This window comes from Pseudomonas sp. R1-1 (assembly GCF_051132135.1).
Taxonomy (GTDB): domain Bacteria; phylum Pseudomonadota; class Gammaproteobacteria; order Pseudomonadales; family Pseudomonadaceae; genus Aquipseudomonas.
Genome location: NZ_CP071663.1, coordinates 1,295,407 through 1,317,227 on the forward strand (window position 1 = coordinate 1,295,407; position 21,821 = coordinate 1,317,227).

A 21,821-nucleotide genomic window follows, 5' to 3' on the forward strand; every position below is an offset into this window, starting at 1 on the left:
GCCAGCGCGGCCGAGCGGTGAGGCGCCGGCCGCGCTGAACATTCATAGACCGGCTCTTTTCAGTGCCTCACGGGTCAGCCGGCGCGACAATTCGTTGCGCTGATAACCGATGCCGATCAACAGCTCTTCATAACGGGCGTCGCTCATTGGCGCGTCATCGAACAGGTCCGCCGCCCTGGAAATACCTAACTGGTCGGCGAGGGTCTGAATTCTTCGCGCGAGCGTGTGCAGGTCGGTCTGCTTTTGCGGGTTGGCCCACTCGGCCCTGGCATCGCGCAGTTCATCCAGCCAGCCTTCCTTCGGCTCGAACTCGCGTGCGTTGCGTTCGTATTGGTCCGGGTAGGTCTTGAGCAAATGTTCCTCCCAGAAATTGTCGTAATACAAATCGAGCATGCCGTTGACCAGGCCATCGCCCTGTTCGGCTTTGGTGATCGTGTTGTAAGCGAGGTCGACTTTCTCTTGGGTCACACCCGAGCGGGGCCGGTAAAGCATGCCTTCTGATTGCCAGGGCAGTTGCAGGCGCTCGGCCAGCCCCGTTTCGTACGCCATGTGCACTTCGACTTCGTCCGGTGGCAAATTGCGCGAGTCGTTTTTGTTCAGTTGTACCTGTGTCTTGTATTCAAGCGCAGCTTCGTCGGTCACTCGGTTCAATCGCGCCGCGGCGCGGGCCAGGCGCACAAGCTTGTCTTCAAGTACGGCGGACGATGTCGATTCGCCGTAGGCCTTGGACACCAGCACTTTCATGCCCAGCGAATTGAACAGCTGCGCGCCAAGATCGCCGCAGTCATCGGGCGTGACGATCTGCTGGAACAGCGTCTCTCGCAGTTTCGCGTCCAGCGCCACGGCATCGACCATTTCCCAGACGCGCTGCGTCAATCGCTTGCGGCCGTCATCGGTATGGTAATCGGCGCTTTCTCTAAGCTTGCGAATTACGCTGAAAAAACCGGCGCTGTCCGGTTCTGCCATCAGGTCGTGCCAGGACTCTTCGCGGTACTTGTTAAAGGATGCTGACGGGCTGAACGTGTCGGATTGTTGAGGAAACGATCGCCAGTGGCGAATCTCGTCATCGGCTGCGGGGAAATAATCCTGCACAAACCCCAGGCCGACAGATTCGCGATAGCCGCCAAGGCGAACGCGATCCTCAACGGACAGCCGCGACGTATCGAACCGCGCCCGACTGAGGATACGCGCCTGCGCCGAGCCGGACGTGACTTCGGGCAATGTCTTGATCGGCGCGGCGCGCATATCCAGCATGAAGCTTTGCGGTCGTTGCTTGTCCACCGCACCAACCCTGAACAGACCTTCGGGCCAGCTCTCGATACGGGTGCTGGCCAGGCTCAGTTCGGTCAAGTGGTTCATCGCGCCGACATCCGGTGGCAGGTCCAGCGGATTGCCGTTCAGGTTCAGCGTGCGCAGCTGTTCCAGCTTGCCAAGCTGTTGCCGCGATTCGGGCGTCAGTTTGATTCTGTTATCGGCCAGATCCAGGTCCTGCAAAGGACGCATCAGCCCGATGATGTCCGGAAGCGCCTGCAACTCACACTGCCGAGCGCTCAGTTGGCGCAGATTGGGCAAGCTGCTCAGCATCGCACTCGGGTCCGACGACAGGCGTGTCCTGTCGAGTTTCAGCGCGGTGATGCGGTCCAGGTACGCCTTCATTTTCGGCCGCGTGAGCAAGGCCCGCCACCAGCGCTCCAGATCATGGCGCATCAGGTCGGAAGACAAGTCGAGGGTGAAGCCTTGATCCGGATGGGCGCTGCGCTCGCCGAACATTTCACTGCAGCGCTCGAAGCACTCGATCAGGCGCTTCTCGATGAAATCGCCGCCCTTGTGCAGATAGTCCGAGGACAAGCCCGGATAACCGGTTTCCGGATCGACCTCTGTATAACTGCTGCGCCAGTCTGTTAACTCGTTTTGCAGATCCTTGCGTTCCTGCTCGAGCCGCGCGATGGCGTCTTTCGGCTCGCCCTTGCGCGTCAGTGCTTCAAGAAATGTGCTGGCTTCTCTTTCCGTCATCGCCGGATACAGATCGCGGATCCGTTCCTCAGGAGTCGAGCGGCGCAGAAACCTCGGCAAGCCCAGCAGTGTTTCGGTTTCGACGCTCGCCACCGGGCGAATCGGCGGTTCAGCGAGGACCGTGCGACGCTCGGCGGGGGCTGCTGCGAGCTCCATCAGCCAGACCTTCAGCGCAGCGCCCTGGCCGCGTCGATAGCCGATGCTCGACAGTGTTTCGTCAGGCAAGGCACGCAAGATCGCTTCATGAAACTCGGCGGCGGAATGCAGCGAACGGGCGTTGGCGTCAAACACTTCGTAGCGGCCGCGTTCATCCCTGATCAGGCGTCTGAGTGTCTTCGCGCTGTCCGGTCCGCTGCTGCAACGCAAGGGCCCGTCGAAGGTGCCGTCACGCACCTCGATGCGCAGGTCGGCGAAGGTGTCGGTGTGCAGGCGCAAGGTGCCCAGCGCGAGGCGTTCGCTGTCGGCGCTCAGTTGATGGTCGCGATAGAAACCCTCGTAGGCTCGGCTGCTTCTGGCTTCGAAATCCATCTCCCGCGCCTGATTTTTCAGACGCAACGGCAAGCGCTGTTCGTTCAGGGTGCGTTGCATTTCAGCGGTGCTGGCCTGGCCGAGCAGTTGTTCACCCAGCGGCACCGGCAGCTCGGGGAAGGTCTTGCGCACCACTTGCAGGTCGGCCGTGCTGGTGCGATCGGCCGCTTGATAAAGACGCTTCGACACGTCCTCGCGGCGTTTGTCGACAGCATCGGCGAGCTTGTTGCGCAGCGCTTGCAGCCGTTCGGCGGCGGGCACGTCACGGCCCAATAGCGTGCGCATTTGCCCCTCGTCAAGAAAGGTCAGCAGGCGCTCCGGCAACTGCCCGGCGTTGAGCTCTGCCTGGGTAACAGTCAGCGTGTCGGCAGCGCTGGCCATCGGGTTACCGTACTGGCGGGAATAACCGTCGAGATGGTCATACTCAACCTTCAACGCGCGTTCATATGGCCAGCCCGGCAGGCTGGTGGCGATCGGTTCGAACCAGTCCGACTCGGCTGCAATCGGCTTGCCGGCGCGGATGTTGGCGCTGGCGAGCTGCGCATCATCGTAGGCTGCAAAACGGGTCAGACTGTCGGTCAGCAACGGCGGCGGCGGGCTGCTGTCGCTGTGCATCCGGCGCAGGTGATGGTGGCCGGTGCCGCTGCTGATGCGGATCTGCTCTAGTTGCGTGGGCGAGAAGCGCTCGGCCCGATGGCCCAGGCGCGGCATCAGTGCGTGGTCATCCCAGTCTGCCGGATTCTCCGCCTCATGCCGCCACGCACCGTGCTCGTTGTGTTCCAGCACTGGCTTGTAGGCATTGGCACGCTCGGGATGCTTGGCCCGCCAGGTTTTCACCTCGGGACGCGACGAGGCCTTCTCCACGCTGTAGAGCTTGCCATCGAGCGGCAGCAGGCGTTCGCGGCCGTTATCGTGCAGGCCATGGGCGTCGGGTCTGGAGGCGATATCGAGTTGCAGGTTCTTTTGTTCATAGGGGCCAAGATCGGGGTGCCACAGCGATGCTTTGCCATCCGGCAATCGCACCGGCTTCATGCCGTCCACCAATGGCGACAACTTGACCTTGAACGCCCCGGCGATTTCCGCACCGGCGCCGAACGCGGCCAGTTCAATCAGGTTGGTGACCACACTGATGACATGCTCGCCAGCTTCCTGCCACAGACCTTCGGCCAGATCGACAATGCCTTCGATGACGTCGGTGGTCAGTTGATAAGCGGTATAGACCATCATCAGCTCACCCAGCCCCGGCACGAACGGTGCGGCGATCAACAGGGCGACATTGAAAATGTCGGAGAGGATTTTCTTGAAGTTGTCCCACCAGGCCCAGCGCGCCTTGCTGTCAGTGTCGGCGGTGGAGACGGCGATTTCCCGAGCGTCATTGAGAATCTTGTTGAGCTTTTGCTGATAGGCATGGCGCCAGTATTCGCCGGGCACTCTCAGCCGCTTGAATCGCAGGTCGGGGTTGTCTACGGCATCTTTGCGCCACGCCGGGCGCTGGTCGGTCGCATCGGCAGGCGGGTGATAGCGGGTGATGAACAGGCGCTGTTCGAGTTCGGCGAAAAAATGCCCGCGTTGCTGCTGATCGACGAACTGGCTGAAGAACTGCCGGTAGGTCTGTTGCGTTGCCTCGCTGAAGCGGTCCTCGCGAAGTTGCCGGGTCAGTTCCACGCGAAAGGCTTTCAGCGAGGTGTATTCCTTGAGCGGGTGATCGGGGTCATGCGGGATGTAGACGATCAGACGACGAACGCCGCGGCTGTCCGACTGTGCGTGTGTCAGCAGCAGGATCCCGGTCAGTGCGGTGTCGAGTAGCGACAGGTCGGCGCACACCAGCGAGCGGCCGTTGAGCATCAGCAGCGGTTTGTTTTCGCTCAGGCTGAGGATCATTTTGTACGCGTCGTAGGCGATGTCCTCCTTGATCAGCGCCAGGTGCGCGGCGGCGCCAAGGGCGTGCTGCTGACTTTGGCTGACCTTGTATTGCAGCACGCTTTCGGCCAGCGGTTCGCCGGGCAGCAGATAGCTCTCCAGGTGCTTCTTGTACTGCGCGCCAATGTCCAGTTCGCGGCATAGCTTTTGGAAATCGCTGATGGGCATGGCGCCTTTGATCGGCACGACATCGAACAGACCGCGCTCGTCGGGCTTGCTGATGTAGTCCGAACCACGCTCGACCGTTTCGCTGCTGGCGAAGTTATGTAGCGCTGCATCGAGCAGCGACACGGTGCGGGTGACTACGCCCTCGGACACATTGATCGCGTACCAAGGCGTTTCGGCGGGCAGATAAAGGCGCAGATACGTGCTTTTGACGTCCGGTTCGATGCCATGAAGCGCTTTGATTTTTGCCTTTAGCAACGGTTCGGCGAAGGCATACAGGTCGGTTTTCGCCAGCAGATGATCGACCTTGTTCTGAGAATTCCACGCCTTGAGGTTGGCCGCAGCGAGTTTTTTCAGCCAGGCAGTGGGCGCCGAGGTGAACCAGGCCTGAGGCTTGAGGGATACGTCGGCCAGGGCGCGGGCGCGGCTGACGGTCGCGTTCTTGAAACTGTTGTCAACGGCAGACTTGATGAATTCGTAATGCCGGCCTTTGTCTGGTTGTTCGGCAGGCAGGGAAGCGAGAGACATGGCCAATCATCCTTGATTGTTGAGGAGTGATCAGCCTACCCACGGCGGGACAAAACAAAAGTTCAAAGATCGGGAGGCAATCGGTGCTGCGGCGGGCCGATCCGCCGAAAATTCGAATCTGAAAAATACAGGAATACCACCCGTCGCCAGGAAAAAGCCTCACCCTGATTCAGAATCCCCTGACACGATTTGTTACCTCGCTGTAGGACGCGGCGTGGCGTTCAGCGCCACGCTCGCGGTCTGCGTCGGCTGGCATTGCGAGTCGCTGCCCGGTTGCAGGTACGGCGTCAGGATCGGCGCCATGCCCTTGAGCACCTGCGTGGGCAGGGCCGAGGTGAACTTGAAGTTCTCTGCCGAGCGCCCCGGAACGAACGCGGTGAGGGTGCCGAAATGATGGTCGCCGATATAGAACACAAAGGTCGCGGTGCGGTTGATCGACTTCGAACTGATGATGCGCCCGCCCGAGCCGATCGCCGCGATACGGTTGTCGCCGGTACCGGTCTTGCCACCCATGGCCAGCGGCGTGCCATCGGCCAGTTTGAAACTGCCGGAAACACGTTTGGCCGTACCGGCATCGACCACTTGCGACAGCGCCTCGCGCATCGCTCTGGCAACTTCCACCGGCATCACCCGTTTACCCACATGCGGGTCGTTGACCACTTTGGTTTCGTAGGGCGTGCCGGCCGCGAAATGCAGGCTGTCGATGCGCAGCGTCGGCATGCGCACGCCGTCATTGAGGATGGTCCCGATCAACTCGGCGAGGGCGGCGGGGCGGTCGCCGGAACTGCCGATAGCGGTGGCCAGGGACGGCACCAGATGATCGAACGGATAGCCGACTTTTTGCCAGCGCTGGTGAATGTCGAGGAACGCTTCGATTTCCAGCATGGTGCGGATGCGGCTGTCGCGCGCACCCTTGTGCCGGCTCTTGAACAGCCAGCTGTAGACTTCCTGGCGTTCGAAATGGCTGGCCTTGACGATCTCGCTGAAGGTGGCGTCCGGGTGGTGCAGCAGGTAGCCGATCATCCATAGGTCGAGCGGGTGGACCTTGGCGATAAAGCCTTGGTCGGGCAAGTCATAACTGCCGGGGCCATAGGCATCGTAAAGGCGGATCAGGCGGTCGTCGGTGAGTTTTTCATTGAGCTTGGTGCCCTTGAGGTGCGAGCGTACAAAGCGATTGAAATCTTCCTGGCTGGCCTCGGGCAGCAGATAGCGATGCACGGCGGCCATGCGGATCGGCGTCGGGCGCATGCTGTCGAGGAAGGTATCGAGACGCGCCTGGGTGTCCTTGTTCCGGTACTTCTTCCAGAACTTGAGCAGGAACGAGGTGCCTTCGCGGTCGGCAAAACTGGCCAGGTATTCCTGACGACGCGGGTCGCGATCGTCCTTGAGCAGTTCAGCGTTCGGCCCGGAATAAGTGGTGTAGCGGACGATGTCGCGCATCAGCCGAATGAACGGCAGGTTGATCGATTCGCGAAGGGAATCGCGCAGGGTCGGCAGACGACCGTTGTCCTCTTTGCGAAAGTTATGAAAGGTGTGCAAACCGCCACCGGTGAAAAATGCCTCACCGGGGCTGGCTGAATATTTGCGATCCAGTGCGGCGGCGAGCAGCCTGGACAGATCGTGGTCCTTGTTCTGCAGCAGGTAATCGATGACCCAGCGGCTCAGTCGATCCTGATCCGGGACCTCGACTTTCTTCAGCTCGGCTGCGTTCATCGCGGCGTACTTGTTGTGCAGCTCGGCGATGATTTGCAGGTAGGTGGTGAGCACGCGCATTTTTGCCGTCGAGCCGAGTTCCAGTTTGCTGCCTTCGTTGATGTCGAACGGCTGGTCGGTGCTGTCGGTCTGCACCCGTACGCGCGAGCCGTCCGCGGTCAGTTCGAACAGGGTGAAGCTGTAGCGAACCTGAGTGGTGCTGGTCGGCGTCAGCAGGCGCTCGCCAAGCAAGCCGATTTCGGCGGCATAGGCCGGGTCGGCGAGTTTTTTCAGGTACGCCGTGGCCTGGGTCTGCAGGTCGCCCTGCAGTGTGCTGGTGGCGGACAGGTCGAGGCGGTCGAGGTCATACAGTGGGCGGTTGAGCATGCTCGCCAGCCGACTGCGGGCGGCACTGATGCCCTTGTTGGTTTCGATCGGCTGGATCGTCGGTTGGGTCTGCCAGTCACGGTACGACACGATGCTGGCCAGTGCGGCATCGGCGAGTGAGCTGTCGATCACGCCGTTCTGTTTGAGCAGGCGCAGGTGGCTGTCGGTCAGGCTGGCGAGATCCTCGCGGCCCTTGGTCAGGTAATACGACGGGCGGCGCTGGGCGATCATCAACGAGAGCATTTCACGCAGGGCCAGGCCTTTGGCGGCCATGGTCTGCGGGTCGTTTGCCTGACTGTTCAGTTGCTCGTTGGCCTTGGCAAAATCGCTGCCGTACCAGACCCGCAAGCCTTCAGCCATGCCATGCACTTCACCGTGCCCCGGCACCGCCGACAGCGGCACGCTGTTGAGGTAGTCACGCACGATGTTCTGCCGCGCCCCAAGGGTCTGCGGCCCGTCTTGATAAGCGCGGACGCTGGCGGAAAACATCTGGCGCAGTTTCTCCGCCCCTGATGCGGTAAGACCTTCCGGCGAGTGTCGATATTTTTCCAGTTGTGTTGCCAGCGTGCTGCCACCGGCCGATTGCCCCGGCAGGCGCAACAGCTTCGCCACCTGCGACCACGCGGCCATGCCGAAACGCGGCCAGTCCACGGCCGGGTTGGCCAGCGGTTGTTTCGGGTCGAGCAGAAAACGGTTTTCGATGAACAGCAGGCTGTTGACCACCACCGGCGGGATCGCCGCGAAATCGGCATATAGCTGTTGTGGATAGTTGTAGCGGTACAGCGGCGCCGCGCGGCAATCGGTGATCGACAAGCCGGCCTGAATCTTTTCCGAATAGGGCACGAACAGGCCTTTGTCGGTGTAGCTGAGCAGCGCCGGGGAAAACCGCGTCTGTTCGGTAATCACGTAATTGCGCTTGAGCAAACGCGGCAGGAATTCGCCCAGCGAGCTGTACCCCAGGCGCAGGTCGAACGGCCCGTTGCCCGGATATCGAATCGCTTCGCTCGGCCCCGGTTCCAGTTTGTACGTCAGCGAGGCGGCGTATTGGCTGAGTTCGCGCGACTGAAAGCGCGAGGTGCGCATTTCTTTGGACGCAGCCAGCCCCACCACGATCGCGATGATCAGCAGCAACAACCAGAAAGCCTTCCACCCATGCCGATTGCGACGGGGTTTTTCAGGTACAGGCGCTTCATCCATACGTTCAGTCGGAACCACGGTTTTACTCGAATCGGTTTGCCATAAAGCGCCCATAGTCGATTGATCCATACACGCAGATTGATCGGACTTGTCTGAAGCTTAGACGGTGGTTGGCGCTGGCGAAGAAAATGTCGCGGGTGGTGGTGGGCGCCGATTTCTCTATAAAGCGCTGTCGCCTTTTGACTGCCATGGCGCGCAAGTTTGCCCGCGGCTTGCCCGCGTCACGGGGCGATGCAGCGGCGGCGTCGCCGTAGAAGCAAGAGCACCGCAATAGAGCGGTCAGCGCACACCTGACGACGACATTCGGGCATGACGATGCACCATTGCCGTGCAATACTCGGCGCCGTTAGAGATTGGTGAGTTTTCCTACACGGCCAGTTGATCGGACCGGCTTGGCGGCTTAACGCGACAATTCTCGCTGAATCCCATGTTTTTAAGAGTGAAAAGACCTGCAGCAAGGTTTTTATACTGACGTCCCGCTGATCTTTCAGGTTGCCCTGCAAGACGCGTCTGCCCACGAAGCCGACGCGGTTTCCTGCCCAGCCCAGGCCTATCGGCCGACGCTTCGAAACCCGGTGGTCTTATCCAATAACAAGACGAGGTTGTACCCCTATGCCAGTTGGCAATCCTCTGCCGCACGGCGATACCGCTCAGGGCGGTCCGCTCAAACGTGAACTCGGCGAACGGCATATCCGCCTGATGGCGCTCGGTGCCTGTATCGGCGTCGGCCTGTTCCTCGGTTCGGCCAAGGCCATTGAAATGGCCGGCCCGGCGATCATGCTGTCCTACATTCTTGGCGGTCTGGCGATTCTGGTGATCATGCGCGCCCTCGGTGAGATGGCGGTGCACAACCCGGTGGCCGGTTCGTTCAGCCGCTACGCCCAGGACTATCTTGGCCCGCTGGCCGGTTTCCTTACCGGCTGGAACTACTGGTTCCTGTGGCTGGTGACCTGCGTGGCGGAAATCACTGCGGTGGCGGTGTACATGGGCATCTGGTTTCCCGATGTGCCGCGCTGGATCTGGGCGCTTGCCGCGCTGGTCAGCATGGGCTCGATCAACCTGATCGCGGTCAAGGCCTTCGGCGAGTTCGAATTCTGGTTCGCCCTGATCAAGATCGTCACGATCATCGCGATGGTCATTGGCGGCGTCGGCATCATCGCGTTCGGCTTCGGCAATGATGGCGTGGCACTGGGCATTTCCAATCTCTGGGCCCACGGCGGTTTCATGCCCAACGGCGTGACCGGTGTGCTGATGTCCCTGCAAATGGTCATGTTCGCCTACCTCGGTGTGGAGATGATCGGCCTCACCGCGGGTGAAGCGAAGAACCCGCAAAAAACCATTCCCGATGCGATCGGCTCGGTGTTCTGGCGGATTCTGCTGTTCTATGTCGGCGCGCTGTTCGTGATTCTGTCGATCTATCCGTGGAACGAAATCGGCACTCAAGGCAGCCCGTTCGTGATGACGTTTGAGCGTCTGGGCATCAAGACCGCCGCGGGCATCATCAACTTCGTGGTGATCACCGCCGCGCTGTCATCGTGCAACGGCGGCATCTTCAGCACCGGGCGCATGCTCTACAGCCTGGCGCAGAACGGTCAGGCCCCGGCCGGTTTTGCCAAGACCTCGAACAATGGTGTACCACGCCGTGCGCTGCTGCTGTCGATTGCGGTGTTGTTGCTGGGCGTGATGCTCAACTATCTGGTGCCGGAGAAAGTCTTCGTCTGGGTCACCTCGATTGCCACCTTCGGCGCAATCTGGACCTGGGTGATGATCCTGCTGGCGCAGCTGAAATTCCGCAAAGGCCTGAGCGCCAGCGAACGTGCCGGCCTCAAATATAAGATGTGGCTGTACCCGGTCAGCTCGTATTTCGCCCTGGCGTTCCTGGTACTGGTGGTCGGCCTGATGGCCTACTTCCCGGATACGCGCGTGGCGCTGTATGTCGGGCCGGCGTTTCTGGTGTTGCTGACGGTGTTGTTTTACGTGTTCAAATTGCAACCGACCGAGGTAGCGCAGGGCTCGGCACGCTCGGCTTCCTGAATCGATAGCCAGTCGCAAAGCGGGCGTACATTTCTGTACGCCCGCTGTGTTTCAGGCAGCGGCCACTTCCTGCGGCTCAAAACTGTCCGCCCGCGCCATCTGCCACATCCGCGAATAAAACTCGCCGTTCACTTCCCCAGTGAGCAATTCCCCCGGCTTCAAAAACACATGCAACTGCGAGAACAGCTTGATCTCGGTCGCCGACATGCGTCGCACCAAGTGCTTGGCCGACAGTTGCGACGGATGATCAAGCCCTGCGGCGGCGAGCATTTCTGCCAGCGCCTTGAGCGTGTTGCGGTGGAAGTTGAATACGCGCTGGGCCTTGTCCGGCACGACCAGCGCGCGTTGGCGCAGCGCGTCCTGCGTGGCGACGCCAGTCGGGCATTTGTTGGTGTGGCAGCTTTGCGACTGGATGCAGCCGATGGCGAACATGAAGCCGCGCGCGGAGTTGGCCCAGTCGGCGCCGATGGCTAGCACGCTGGCAATGTCGAAGGCGCTGACAATCTTGCCGCTGGCGCCAAGTTTGATCTTGTCGCGAAGGTTCAGGCCGACCAGCGTGTTGTGGACGAACAGCAGGCCCTCGCGCATCGGCACGCCGATGTGGTCGGTGAACTCCACGGGCGCGGCGCCGGTGCCGCCTTCCTTGCCGTCAACGACGATGAAGTCCGGAAGAATCCCGGTTTCCAGCATGGCTTTGGCAATGCCCATGAACTCCCATGGGTGGCCGAGGCAGAACTTGAAGCCCACCGGTTTGCCGCCGGACAGTTCACGCAGTTGCTGGATGAAATGCATCATTTCCAGCGGCGTGGAAAACGCGCTGTGGCGCGACGGTGAGACACAGTCTTCGCCCATCATGATGCCGCGGGTGTCGGCGATTTCCCGAGTGACCTTGTGCTTGGGCAGGATGCCGCCGTGGCCGGGTTTGGCGCCCTGGCTCATCTTGATTTCGATCATTCGCACTTGCGGGTTCTGCGCCTGCACGGCGAAGCGCTCCGGGTCGAAACGGCCGTCGCTGGTGCGGCAGCCGAAGTAGCCGCTGCCCAATTCCCAGGTCAGGTCGCCGCCGTGTTCGCGGTGATACGGGCTGATGCTGCCTTCACCGGTGTCGTGGGCGAAATTTCCGAGTTTCGCGCCCTGGTTCAGCGCGCGAATCGCGTTGGCGCTGAGTGAGCCGAAGCTCATCGCCGAGATATTGAACACCGAGGCCGAATACGGCTGGCTGCATTGCGGGCCGCCGACGGTGACGCGGAAACCGCTCGGGTCGCTCAGCGGCGCCGGGCGCATCGAGTGGCCGATGAATTCGAAACCCGACTGATAGACGTCGATCAGCGTGCCGAACGGTTTGTCCGCAGTTTCATTTTTCGCCCGCGAATACACCAGCGAACGCTGGGCGCGGGAGAAGGGCAGGGCGTCGCTGTCGGATTCCAGCAGGTACTGGCGGATCTCCGGGCGGATGCCTTCGACCAGATAACGGATGTTGCCCAGAATCGGGTAATTGCGCCGCACCGCGTGGGGACTCTGCAGCAGGTCGAACAGACCGATCAGGCTCAACACGCCCGTGACGGCGGTGATCGGCCAGAGCCAGTCATGTTGCAGAAAGGGCAGGCTGGCGAGGGTGAACACCACGCAGACGGCAAAGAAGGCGTAGCGGCTCAGCAGTGACAGGCTCATACGGTTTCCTTGGGTTCGGACTCAGAGATTTCGGCGAAAGGCTCAGGAACGTACAAAATCCCTGTGGGAGCAAGCCTGCTCGCGAAAGCGCCCTGTCAGTAGAAAAATTATTGTCTGATCTGACGCATTCGCGAGCAGGCCCGCTCCCACAAAAAAGCAACTTCACCAAATGATCAGGCGTTCTGTGCTTGCAGAAAAATCGAAAACAGCTCGGACTGGGATTTGATCCCCAGCTTGCTGTACATGTGTTTCTTATGGACTTTCACGGTTTCCACGGAAATTTCCAGCTTGCGGGCGATTTCTTTACTGGAGCAACCGCTGAGCATCAAGCGCCCGACATCCAGTTCGCGGGCGGTCAGTTGCGCGCCTTTGAGTTGCTGCACCGAGGCTTCCAGTTGCACCCGCCAGTCGGCTGGCGCTGGCGCGGCAGCGAGGGCGACGGTTTCGTTGATCTCGTACGGCAGGCGCTGGCGCAACAGGCCCAGTACCCAGGGTTGAATCAAAGACAGCAGAGCAATCTGTTCGCCAGTGAAAGGTTTTTCACTGCCCAGCGACAGGCACAAGGTGCGCTCGCCTTCGAGCTGGCAATTGAACTGGATTTCATCGGCGACCACATTCAGACGAAAGTATCGCTGGTAATACTCGGTCAGTTCGAAATGTTCCGGCGCCACTTCCGAGAGGCGATACAGGCCGGTGCGCGATTGCTCGCGGCAGGCGATGTAGAACGGGTCGAGCAGGTACAGGCCGCGCAGATAATCCTGAAACAACGGATCGGGGCTGCCGTCTTCGCCGGGGCTTTCGGCGAAGACTTGCGGGCGCTGATCAGCACTGAACAGCAGCACCACCCAGCTATCGAACGGCACGTACTGTTCAAGCAAGCGCAGCAGTTGTGCCCAGAAATTCGGCTTGTCTAGCGCATCGATCAGTTGCCCGACAGCGCGGTGCCAGGTGATGTCATCCAGCGAAAGTGTCATCGATCTACCCCTATCGGGTTACCCCGGCCGCGTAATTCCCTGGCCGGTTGCTTGCTGCGCATACTGGCCCACAGACAGAGGCCGGGCAATCTTTCCGCACCCGGTGCGATAACAAGGAACATTCATGAAAGTCGAACTCGCCCAACTGGCGGGCCGTGACAACGACACGGCGTACAACCTGCAACGTGCCTTGGCAGCCATCGCCGCCTGTGCCGCCGACACGCAATTGCTGGTGTTTCCAGAGACCCATCTGATGGGCTTCCCGAACCGCGAGACCGTGGCGCAGATCGCCGAACCCGTCGACGGCCCGAGCATCAGCGCCGTGCTGGCGGCGGCGCGCGAACGCAATATCGCCGTGGTAATCGGCATGGCCGAAAACGACAACGGTCGCTTCTACAACACCACCCTGTTGCTTACCCCTGAAGGCATCGCCCTGAAATACCGCAAGACCCATCTATGGGCCTCTGATCGCGGCGTGTTCGAGCCCGGCGACCGTTACGCGACCTGCATGTGGAACGGCGTGCGCGTCGGTCTGCTGATCTGCTACGACATCGAATTCCCGGAGTCTGCCCGAGCCCTGGCGCAACTGGGCGCCGACCTGTTGATCGTGACCAACGGCAACATGGACCCGTACGGCCCGACCCACCGCACCGCGATCATGGCCCGCGCTCAGGAGAATCAGGCGTTTGCGCTGATGGTCAATCGCGTCGAGGCCGGGGACGACGGTCTGGTGTTTGCCGGCGGCAGCGCGCTGGTCGATCCGCTGGGGGCGCTGTTGTTCGAGGCCGGGCGTGAAGAAGGGCAGTTCAGTGTCGAGCTCGATTTTGCGCAGTTGCAGATTGCGCGCAGGGATTATCGCTATCTGGATGATCAGCGTTTGAAGTTGCCGGGGGAGGTGGTGGAGCGTAGCGATGGTGTTCGCGAGTTGTTTATTCCACGGCGAGAACCGCTGCCCTCACCCTAACCCTCTCCCGGTGGGAGAGGGGACTGACCGAGTTGATTGTTCGAGGTACGTCGACCTGCAAGACCCAGTTGAACATGGGTTCTCTCCTGATCGTTCCCACGCTTTGCGTGGGAACGCAGCCCGGGACGCTCGGCGTCCCAGGAGCGGACGCGGAGCGTCCATTGAGGCATTGCCACGCAGAGCGTGGGAACGATCAGCAACACAAAAACCACGTAACACCACAACAAAAAAACACCCCCGAAAAAACTTTGCCGCACCCGGCTCTGCCATAAAACCAATAATTCGGAGTAAGTCGCCCATGGCTCGTTTGCAACGCACCCTTTCACTGGGGGCGGTGGTGCTGTTCGGCATCGCCTATATGACCCCGATCATCGTTCTCGGCACCTTCGGCATCCTCGCCCAGACCACCGCAGGACTGGTTCCGGCGGCTTATCTTGCCGCGCTGGTGGCAATGTTTTTCACCGCGATGAGTTACGGCCGTATGGCCGCCGCGTTCCCGGTCGCCGGTTCCGCCTACAGCTATGTGCGCAAGGCGATCAGCCCCAAGCTCGGTTTTATTGCCGGTTGGGCGGTGTTGCTCGATTACCTGTTTCTGCCGATGGCGATCTGGTTGATCGGCGCGGCGTATCTGGCCTCGGCGTTCCCCTCAATCCCGCAATGGCTGTGGGTGCTGGCCTTTATCGGCATCACCAGTGCGATCAACATCATCGGCCTGAAACTGGCCAACGGCATCAACGCTTTGCTGATGCTGGTGCAGTTTCTGGTGTTGATCGCGTTCGTCGCGCTGTGCGTGCACTACATTGGCGGCGATGCCAGCACGCCGTTGTGGTCGATCGAGCCGTTCTTCAATGGCGACCTGCAGATGCCGTTGATCATGAGCGGTGCAGCGATCGCCTGTTATTCGTTCCTCGGTTTCGATGCGGTCAGCACCCTGACCGAAGAAACCCGCGACCCGCGTCGCACCATTCCGCGGGCAATCATGTTGATTACCTTGATTGGCGGGCTGATCTTCGTCGGCGTCTCGTACTTCGTGCAAATGGCGCATCCGTCATTTCAGTTCGACAGCGTCGACTCGGCGGCCTATGAAATTGCGCGCAACATCGGTGGCGACCTGTTCGTGTCGATCTTCCTCATCGGCCTGATCGTCGGCCAGTTCGCGTCGGGGCTGGCGGCGCAAGCCAGCGGCTCGCGCCTGCTGTTTGCCATGGGCCGCGACGGCGTGCTGCCGAAATCCTTCTTCGGCACGCTGCACGCGCGCTTCGGCACACCGGTCAACAGCATTCTGCTGTGCGCCGCGGTGGCGTTGCTGGCGCTCAAGCTCGACGTGACCACCTCGACCTCGTTCATCAACTTCGGCGCTTTTCTGGCATTCAGCCTGGTCAACCTGTCGGTGATCTTTCATTACTGGATCGGCGGCGAGAAAAAGGGGCTGCGTGAGTTCGTGCTGTTTTTACTCTTCCCGTTTATCGGACTGGTTGCCGATGTCTGGCTGATGGTCAGCCTTGATCACCTCGCGGTGTACCTGGGCCTGAGCTGGCTGGCGATTGGCGTGGTGTACCTGGCCGTGCTTACCGGCGGTTTCCGTCGCCAGCCGCCGGAGCTGGATTTTCAGGAAGCGAGCTGATTCTGCCTCAGGCGGCCGGGCGGTTCTGGCGCATGGGCAGCTCGACACGGAACGTCGTGCCCACGCCCAGTTCGCTGCGCACCTGTATGTCGCCGCCATGTTTTTTGACGATGCCGTAAGACAGCGACAGCCCAAGCCCGGTGCCCTGACCGACCGGTTTGGTGGTGAAGAACGGATCGAAGATTTTCTGCAGCGTGTCCGGCGCGATGCCCGACCCGGTGTCGGCGACCTCGACCCAGGCCATGTCTTGCTGCAGGCCGGTGCGCAAGGTGATGGTGCCGCGCTCCGGCCCCATGGCCTGAGCCGCGTTGACTACCAGGTTCATGATCACCTGATTGATCTGCGACGGCAGGCATTCGATGTCCGGTAACGGCTGGTAATCCTTGATCACGTCGGCCTTGTACTTCAGTTCGCTGGCGACGATATTCAGGGTCGACTCGATGCCTTGCTGCAAATTGGCCCACTGCCACTGCTGATTGTTGTCGACGCGGGAAAAGTCTTTCAGGTCTTTGACGATCTGGCCGACCCGGCCGATGCCTTCCTTGGACTCGCGAATCAGCAGTGGAATGTCCTCGAGGAGAAAATCCAGCTCCGCCTCTTCACGCAGGCGCTGCAGTCTGGCGGCGGCTTCGCTGTCAGGGGTTGGCGCAGAGCTCTGGTACGCGTCGAGCAGCGACAGCAACTGTTTGAAGTAGCCGTCGAGGGAGCCGAGGTTGGAGGAAATGAAGCCGATCGGGTTGTTGATTTCATGGGCGACACCCGCCGCCAGTTGCCCCAGCGAGGCGAGTTTTTCCGACTGCACCAGTTGGCCTTCGAGTTGCTTGCGCTCATCGATTTCCCGTTGCAGGGCTTCGCTGGCCTGTTTGAACTGCACGGTGCGCTGGTCAACCAGATGCTCCAGATGGTGCATTTGCAATGAAGCCTTTTCGGTCATCTGCCATTTGGTCAGCAGGGTATTGGCCATCTGCTGCACTTCGATATTGTCGAACGGCTTTTTCAGAATCAGCAATCGGTCGTGCGCCTGCAGACGGTCGAGCAATTCGTCCCAGGAGTAATCCGAATAGGCGGTGCAGACCACAACCTGCAACTGCGGATCGTGCTGCCAGAGGTGTTCGATGGTTTTCGCCCCGTCCCAGCCGTCAGGCATGCGCATGTCGACAAAGGCCAATGCGTATGGGCGCTGCTCTTGCAGCGCCTGGATCAGCTTGCCCAGCCCTTCCTCGCCGCCGTAGGCCGAATCCAGCTCCAGCAACGGCCGCTGGGGACGAGCCTGGGCGCCGAACAGGGCGGCTTCCATCTCGTCCAGCTCCGCTGACTGCGCCGTCGCGGGGGTGAGAATCTTGCGAAAGTCTTCATGAATCGACGGCATGTCGTCGATCAACAGAATGCGGCGGTTCGACAGTTCGCTCATGCGTGCTCCGTTACGGTAATCAGCGGTATCTGCAAGGTGAACAGCGCGCCTTTGCCCGGGCCGTCGCTGTGGGCGCTGAGATGGCCATTCATCTCGATCGCGGCCAGAGCGCAGCTGTGCAGGCCGAAGCCGTGGCCTTCCTTGCGGGTGGTGAAGCCGTGGGCAAAGATCCGCGTCATGTTTTCCGCGGCGATGCCCTCGCCATCGTCCTTGACGCTGATCTGCAAAAAGCTGTCATCGACGGTCTTCACCGCCAGGGTCATGGTGCGCGGACGATTACTCAGGTCCGACATCGCGTACTTGGCGTTACTGATGAGGTTGACCAGTATCAACAGCAACCGGTGTTTGTCGCCCATCACTTGCGGCACGTCGCCGTAGTCCCTGACCACCGTGACGTGATGGCGGGTCAGGGCGCCGGCGTTCATGCGCAAGGCGTCTTCGAGCAGTTCGTCGATAAACAGCGGCTCGGTCATGCTGCTGGCGCCGGCATAGGATTGCTGGGTGGCGACGATGTCCTTGATGTGGTCGACGCTTTTGCTCATTTGCGTCAACTCGTCGGTCATCTCCTGTTGTTCCTGAGCGATGGCGCCAACCAGCTGGTTGAGGTAGCCGGGGAGCAATTTGCCTTTGGTATCGTCTTGCAGGAATACGCCGAGATCGTCGGGGTGTTCGTTGATCAGTTGCATGGCTTTGCCCAGGCCCTGAGTCTTGCTGTTGCGTAACTTGCGCGCGATCAGGTCGGCAGAAATGTTGACGCTGTTGAGCACGTTGCCGACGTTGTGCAAAACGTTGGTGGCAATCTCCGCCATCCCGGCCTGACGCGCCGCGTCGAGCAGTTCGCTCTGCGCGCTTTTCAGTTCGCGGGTGCGTTCCTCGACCCGTTCTTCAAGCACATCGTTGGCGGTTTGCAGCGCCGCATTGACCCGGTTGATTTCGGAAAAACTACCGATCAGGCGAATAGCCAGAACCACCAGTGACAGCACCAGCAGCACGGAGAACAGCAGCATGTAGAAGTGATATTGCCGATCAATTTTTTCGGCCCGCTGCTGGTCGCGGTCGAGCAGGGTGGTGATGGTGTCCAGGCGTTCGGCCACGGGAATCGCTTCGATGCTTTCGAGCAACTGATTGACCACCGGCTGCTCTCGCCCGATCAGCGCGATGTGATTACTGAGAATCCTGATCGGTGCCTGGAATTCCTGCGGCAACCGTTGCGCATTCACCGCCAGTTTGTTCAGCCCCAGATCGATTTCAGCGGCGCGCTCGGCACTGGTGACCTGGGCGTATTCCAGGGCACTGAGCAGCAGGTCGTAGGTGTCGGTGGTGATGTTCTGCAACTGCAGTTTGTCGAAGTCGGGCAGGTTGGCCAGTTGCTGCTGGATATCGTCCTCGGCGGTCGGCAGGAACGCCAGGGAGTTGCGCAACAGGGCGTTGTGCGATTTGAACTGCTCGACCAGGCGGGTTTTCTCTTTGATGGCCTGCAGAAAATCACTGTGCGCCTGATTCCATTGCGCTCCGTGGTTGCGTCCGAAACCTGATTCGATAGCGTCGAAGCGTTCCCAGAGCTGGTTGATGGCATTGAGCGGCGACACCAGTGGGTCGTAGTTGTGAGAAATCGCCACCCTGGCCTTGAGGATTTCGTTTTCCCACAGTGAATCCTGTTGTTTGATCTGCCGGATCAGATCCCGCGATTCGGTATACATCAGGGTCTGGTCGGCGCTGGACTTGATGTACAGAAACAGCAGTACCGAGGCCAGCACCGAGGCGATCAGCGTCAGCATCAGCAGGCTGCGGCGCCGCGAAACGTCCATCATGGCTTGCCCTCCCATTGGCCGCTCAGGGTCTGGAGAAACAGCACGATCAGGCTTTTGTCTTCGGCGCTCGGCATGCGTCCCAATTGATACTGAAACATGACGTCCACTGCCCGCTCGAGGGTCGCCGCCGAGCCGTCGTGAAAGTACGGCGCGGTCAGGGCGACGTTGCGCAGGCTGGGCACCTTGAACACCGAACGATCAGCCTCGTCGCCGGTGACATTGAAGCGCCCCTGATCGGCCTCGGTTACCTGGCCGCGATCGGCAATGTAATCGCCGAACACACCGAACTTCTGAAACATGTTGCCACCGATGTTCACCCCCTGATGACAGGCAATGCAGCCGTAATCCTTGAAGCGCTGATAACCTTGTTTTTCCTCGTAGCTGATGGCGGCGGTGTCGCCCAGCAGGTATTGATCGAAGCGCGAACCGGGGGTCAACAAGGTGCGTTCGAAGGCTGCAAGTGACCGCTGGATATTGGTCTTGGTGACGCCGTCCGGGTAGATCGCGGCAAACTTGCGCGGGTAATCAGCGTCCTCGCCGATGCGTTTTACAACGGTGGCCCAGTCGCTGCCCATTTCATGCGGGCTGGTGATGACCACATCAGTCTGCTCTTCGAGCGTCTCGACGCGACCGTCCCAGAACTGCCGAAAGTTGAGGCTGGCGTTGAACACCGTGGGTGTGTTGACCGCCACCGGCAGGCCGTCGAAACCCAGGGAGCGCGCGCGGTCATCGGCGCCGCTCTTTTCCAGTTGGTGGCAACTGGCGCAGGACAGGGTGTTATTGACCGATAGCCGGGGATCATGGAACAGCTGCCGGCCGAGGGCCACGCGCTCCGGGCTCTGGCGTGTCGCGGTGGGTAAGGGTTTGAGTGGCTCATTCAGCGGTTCGGCTGTAGCGCTGCCAGCGCACAGGCCCAGCAGCAGTGCCCAAACGCACCGCCACAGGCCTTTCGACAGACGGCTCAGTGACTGCATGGGGCGCTTTTTCCCTGAGCGAGCCAGTGGGCGAATGCCGCCGCCGGCAGTGCCTGGCTGAAATAATAACCCTGGCCTTCTTCGCATTGGTGATCCTTGAGAAAGGCCAGTTGCTCGGCCGTCTCGATGCCTTCGGCAATGACCTTGAGACTCAGACTCCTGCCCAGGCTGATGATCGCATCGACAAGGGCGGCATCGTTGCTGTCGCAGCTCAAGCCGCGAATGAATGACTGATCGATCTTCAGCACATCGATGGGAAACCGACGCAGGTAACTCAGGCTCGAATAGCCGGTGCCGAAATCATCGATGGCCAGCCGCACGCCCAGCGCTTTCAAACGATTGAGCGCGGTCATCGTCGCCTCGACGTTCTGCATCAATACGCCTTCGGTTATTTCCAGTTCGAGAATTTGCGCGGCCAGCCCGGACTGCTCCAGTACTCGCTCGATGCTGTCGACGAATCCAGGCTGACGAAAATCAATCGGCGAGATATTCACCGACAGGCTGATCGATGGCAGCCCGGCCCGTTGCCACGCGCGCGCCTGGCGGCAGGCTTCGGCGAGCACCCACTGACTCAGTGGCACGATCAGTCCGCTGTCTTCGGCCACGGCAATGAAGTCGCCCGGATAGATCAGCGCCTGTCCGGGCTTCTGCCAGCGCACCAGCGCTTCGGCGCCGACCACGGCAGTACTGCGCAGATCGATTTTCGGCTGATAGTGGAGGACGAATTCGTGTTGCTGCAAGGCGCGGCGCAGGCCGGATTCGATGCTGTGCTGTTCACGGGCGCGCTGGTTCATGGCTTCGATGAAGAAGGCGCTGGAACCGGGGCCGTGCTCCTTGACGTTGTGCATCGCGGTTTCGGCTTTCTTGACCAGTTCGGTGGCCTCCAGCCCGTCCTCGGGATAGAGGCTCATGCCCAGGCTGGCGGACACGCTGATCTCGTGGCCGGCAATGGTCTGTGGTTGGCGAATGGCCGCGAGCAGTTTCTCGGCGATGCCGTGGATTTGCTGGGGGGAATTGATGTCGCCGAGGATCACCACAAACTCGTCGGCGCCGTAGCGAAACACCGAGTCCGAGTCGCGTACGCAGGACGACAACTGCTGGCCGGTGCGCTTGAGCATTTCGTCGCCGGCCGGGTGTCCCATTGCATTGTTGATGCGCTTGAAGCGGTCCAGGCCGAGGAACATCACCAGCAGTTGTTTGTCATGCCTGCGGCAGTTCGCCAGTGCCTGGCTCAAACGATCGCCGAGCAGGGTGCTGTTGGGCAGTCCGGTGAGCGAATCGTATTGCAACAGATGCGAAACCTTGAGCAGTTCGTGAACCCGGGCCTCGATCGTGCGCTCCAGGCTGAGCATCTTCAGCGCCGCATCCTGAGCGAGCTGCCACTTCCAGGTCAGGGCATTGGCCATCTGGCGGATTTCCAGGCTGTCGAAGGGTTTTTTCAGGATCAGCAATTGATCGCCGAATTCCAGCCGCTCGGCCATCGCTTCCCAGCTGTAATCGCTGTAAGCCGTGCACAAGGCGATCTGCAGGTTCGGATCGACCCGCCACAATTGTTCGATGGTTTCCAGGCCATCCCAGCCGGGCGGCATGCGCATGTCGATGAAGGCCAGCGCATATGGATTGCCTGCGTGCAGCGCGCGCTCGACCAGGGTGAGGGCGTCCTGGCCTTGATAGGCCGAATCGAGCTCAAAGGTCAGATGCGGCGCTTGTGCATCGCCAAACAGCGTTTGCTCCAGCTGCTGCAACTCGACTTCGTCCTGAGCGCGTGGCGCGAGGATCTTGCGAAAGTCATCGTGAATCGCCGGTGTGTCGTCAATGATCAGGATGCGTCGATTGGTTTGTGCGAAGGGTGTCTTCATCTCCTGTGCCCCCCGACATCGGCCAAGTGAGCCCAGGCCCTGAGCGTTGGGGTTGCTCGCGATACACAC

11 protein-coding genes are annotated in these 21,821 nt (G+C 60.6%); 3 read left to right on the plus strand and 8 right to left on the minus strand.

Annotation, left to right across the window (positions count from 1 at the left end):
* Positions 1-42 precede the first annotated feature (42 nt).
* On the minus strand, positions 43-5,154 hold the full coding sequence (locus J3P75_RS06065) for a dermonecrotic toxin domain-containing protein (protein WP_434709638.1): 5,112 nt from the start codon (positions 5,152-5,154) through the stop codon (positions 43-45).
* 192 nt (positions 5,155-5,346) lie between these two features.
* On the minus strand, positions 5,347-8,484 hold the full coding sequence (locus J3P75_RS06070) for a transglycosylase domain-containing protein (RefSeq protein ID WP_434709639.1): 3,138 nt from the start codon (positions 8,482-8,484) through the stop codon (positions 5,347-5,349).
* Between the two features lie 558 nt (positions 8,485-9,042).
* Here J3P75_RS06070 and J3P75_RS06075 point away from each other — a divergent pair.
* The gene (locus tag J3P75_RS06075; protein ID WP_434709640.1) at positions 9,043-10,464 is read left to right on the plus strand and encodes an amino acid permease; all 1,422 of its coding nucleotides are present in this window, start codon (positions 9,043-9,045) and stop codon (positions 10,462-10,464) included.
* 51 nt (positions 10,465-10,515) lie between these two features.
* Here J3P75_RS06075 and J3P75_RS06080 read toward each other — a convergent pair whose 3' ends face one another.
* A complete protein-coding gene (locus tag J3P75_RS06080) occupies positions 10,516-12,135 on the minus strand; it encodes an FMN-binding glutamate synthase family protein (RefSeq protein ID WP_434709641.1) in 1,620 nt (539 codons plus the stop codon).
* Between the two features lie 173 nt (positions 12,136-12,308).
* Positions 12,309-13,109 carry a response regulator transcription factor gene (locus J3P75_RS06085; RefSeq protein ID WP_434709642.1) on the minus strand — a complete coding sequence of 267 codons (801 nt, stop codon included), beginning with the start codon at positions 13,107-13,109 and terminating at the stop codon, positions 12,309-12,311.
* 124 nt (positions 13,110-13,233) lie between these two features.
* On the opposite strand from J3P75_RS06085, the gene J3P75_RS06090 reads away from it, so the two are divergent.
* Positions 13,234-14,073, plus strand: a complete 840-nt coding sequence (locus J3P75_RS06090) for a carbon-nitrogen hydrolase family protein (protein ID WP_434709643.1) — start codon at positions 13,234-13,236, stop codon at positions 14,071-14,073.
* 298 nt (positions 14,074-14,371) lie between these two features.
* Positions 14,372-15,697, plus strand: coding sequence for an APC family permease (locus J3P75_RS06095; RefSeq protein WP_434709644.1), 1,326 nt, complete (start codon positions 14,372-14,374; stop codon positions 15,695-15,697).
* Between the two features lie 7 nt (positions 15,698-15,704).
* On the opposite strand, the gene J3P75_RS06100 is transcribed toward J3P75_RS06095, so the two are convergent.
* From J3P75_RS06100 to J3P75_RS06115, 4 genes are read right to left on the minus strand one after another with little or no spacing between them, the layout of a single operon-like run.
* The gene (locus J3P75_RS06100) at positions 15,705-17,108 is read right to left on the minus strand and encodes an ATP-binding protein (RefSeq protein WP_434709645.1); all 1,404 of its coding nucleotides are present in this window, start codon (positions 17,106-17,108) and stop codon (positions 15,705-15,707) included.
* Positions 17,105-18,919: a DAHL domain-containing protein gene (locus tag J3P75_RS06105; RefSeq protein WP_434709646.1), complete on the minus strand. Its 1,815-nt coding sequence runs from the start codon at positions 18,917-18,919 to the stop codon at positions 17,105-17,107. The genes J3P75_RS06100 and J3P75_RS06105 overlap by 4 nt, the downstream gene beginning before the upstream one ends.
* Positions 18,916-19,893 carry a cytochrome-c peroxidase gene (locus J3P75_RS06110; protein ID WP_434709647.1) on the minus strand — a complete coding sequence of 326 codons (978 nt, stop codon included), beginning with the start codon at positions 19,891-19,893 and terminating at the stop codon, positions 18,916-18,918. The genes J3P75_RS06105 and J3P75_RS06110 overlap by 4 nt, the downstream gene beginning before the upstream one ends.
* Positions 19,881-21,752 carry a putative bifunctional diguanylate cyclase/phosphodiesterase gene (locus J3P75_RS06115; RefSeq protein WP_434709648.1) on the minus strand — a complete coding sequence of 624 codons (1,872 nt, stop codon included), beginning with the start codon at positions 21,750-21,752 and terminating at the stop codon, positions 19,881-19,883. Before J3P75_RS06115 ends, J3P75_RS06110 begins: the two co-directional genes overlap by 13 nt.
* Between the last annotated feature and the right edge of the window lie 69 nt (positions 21,753-21,821).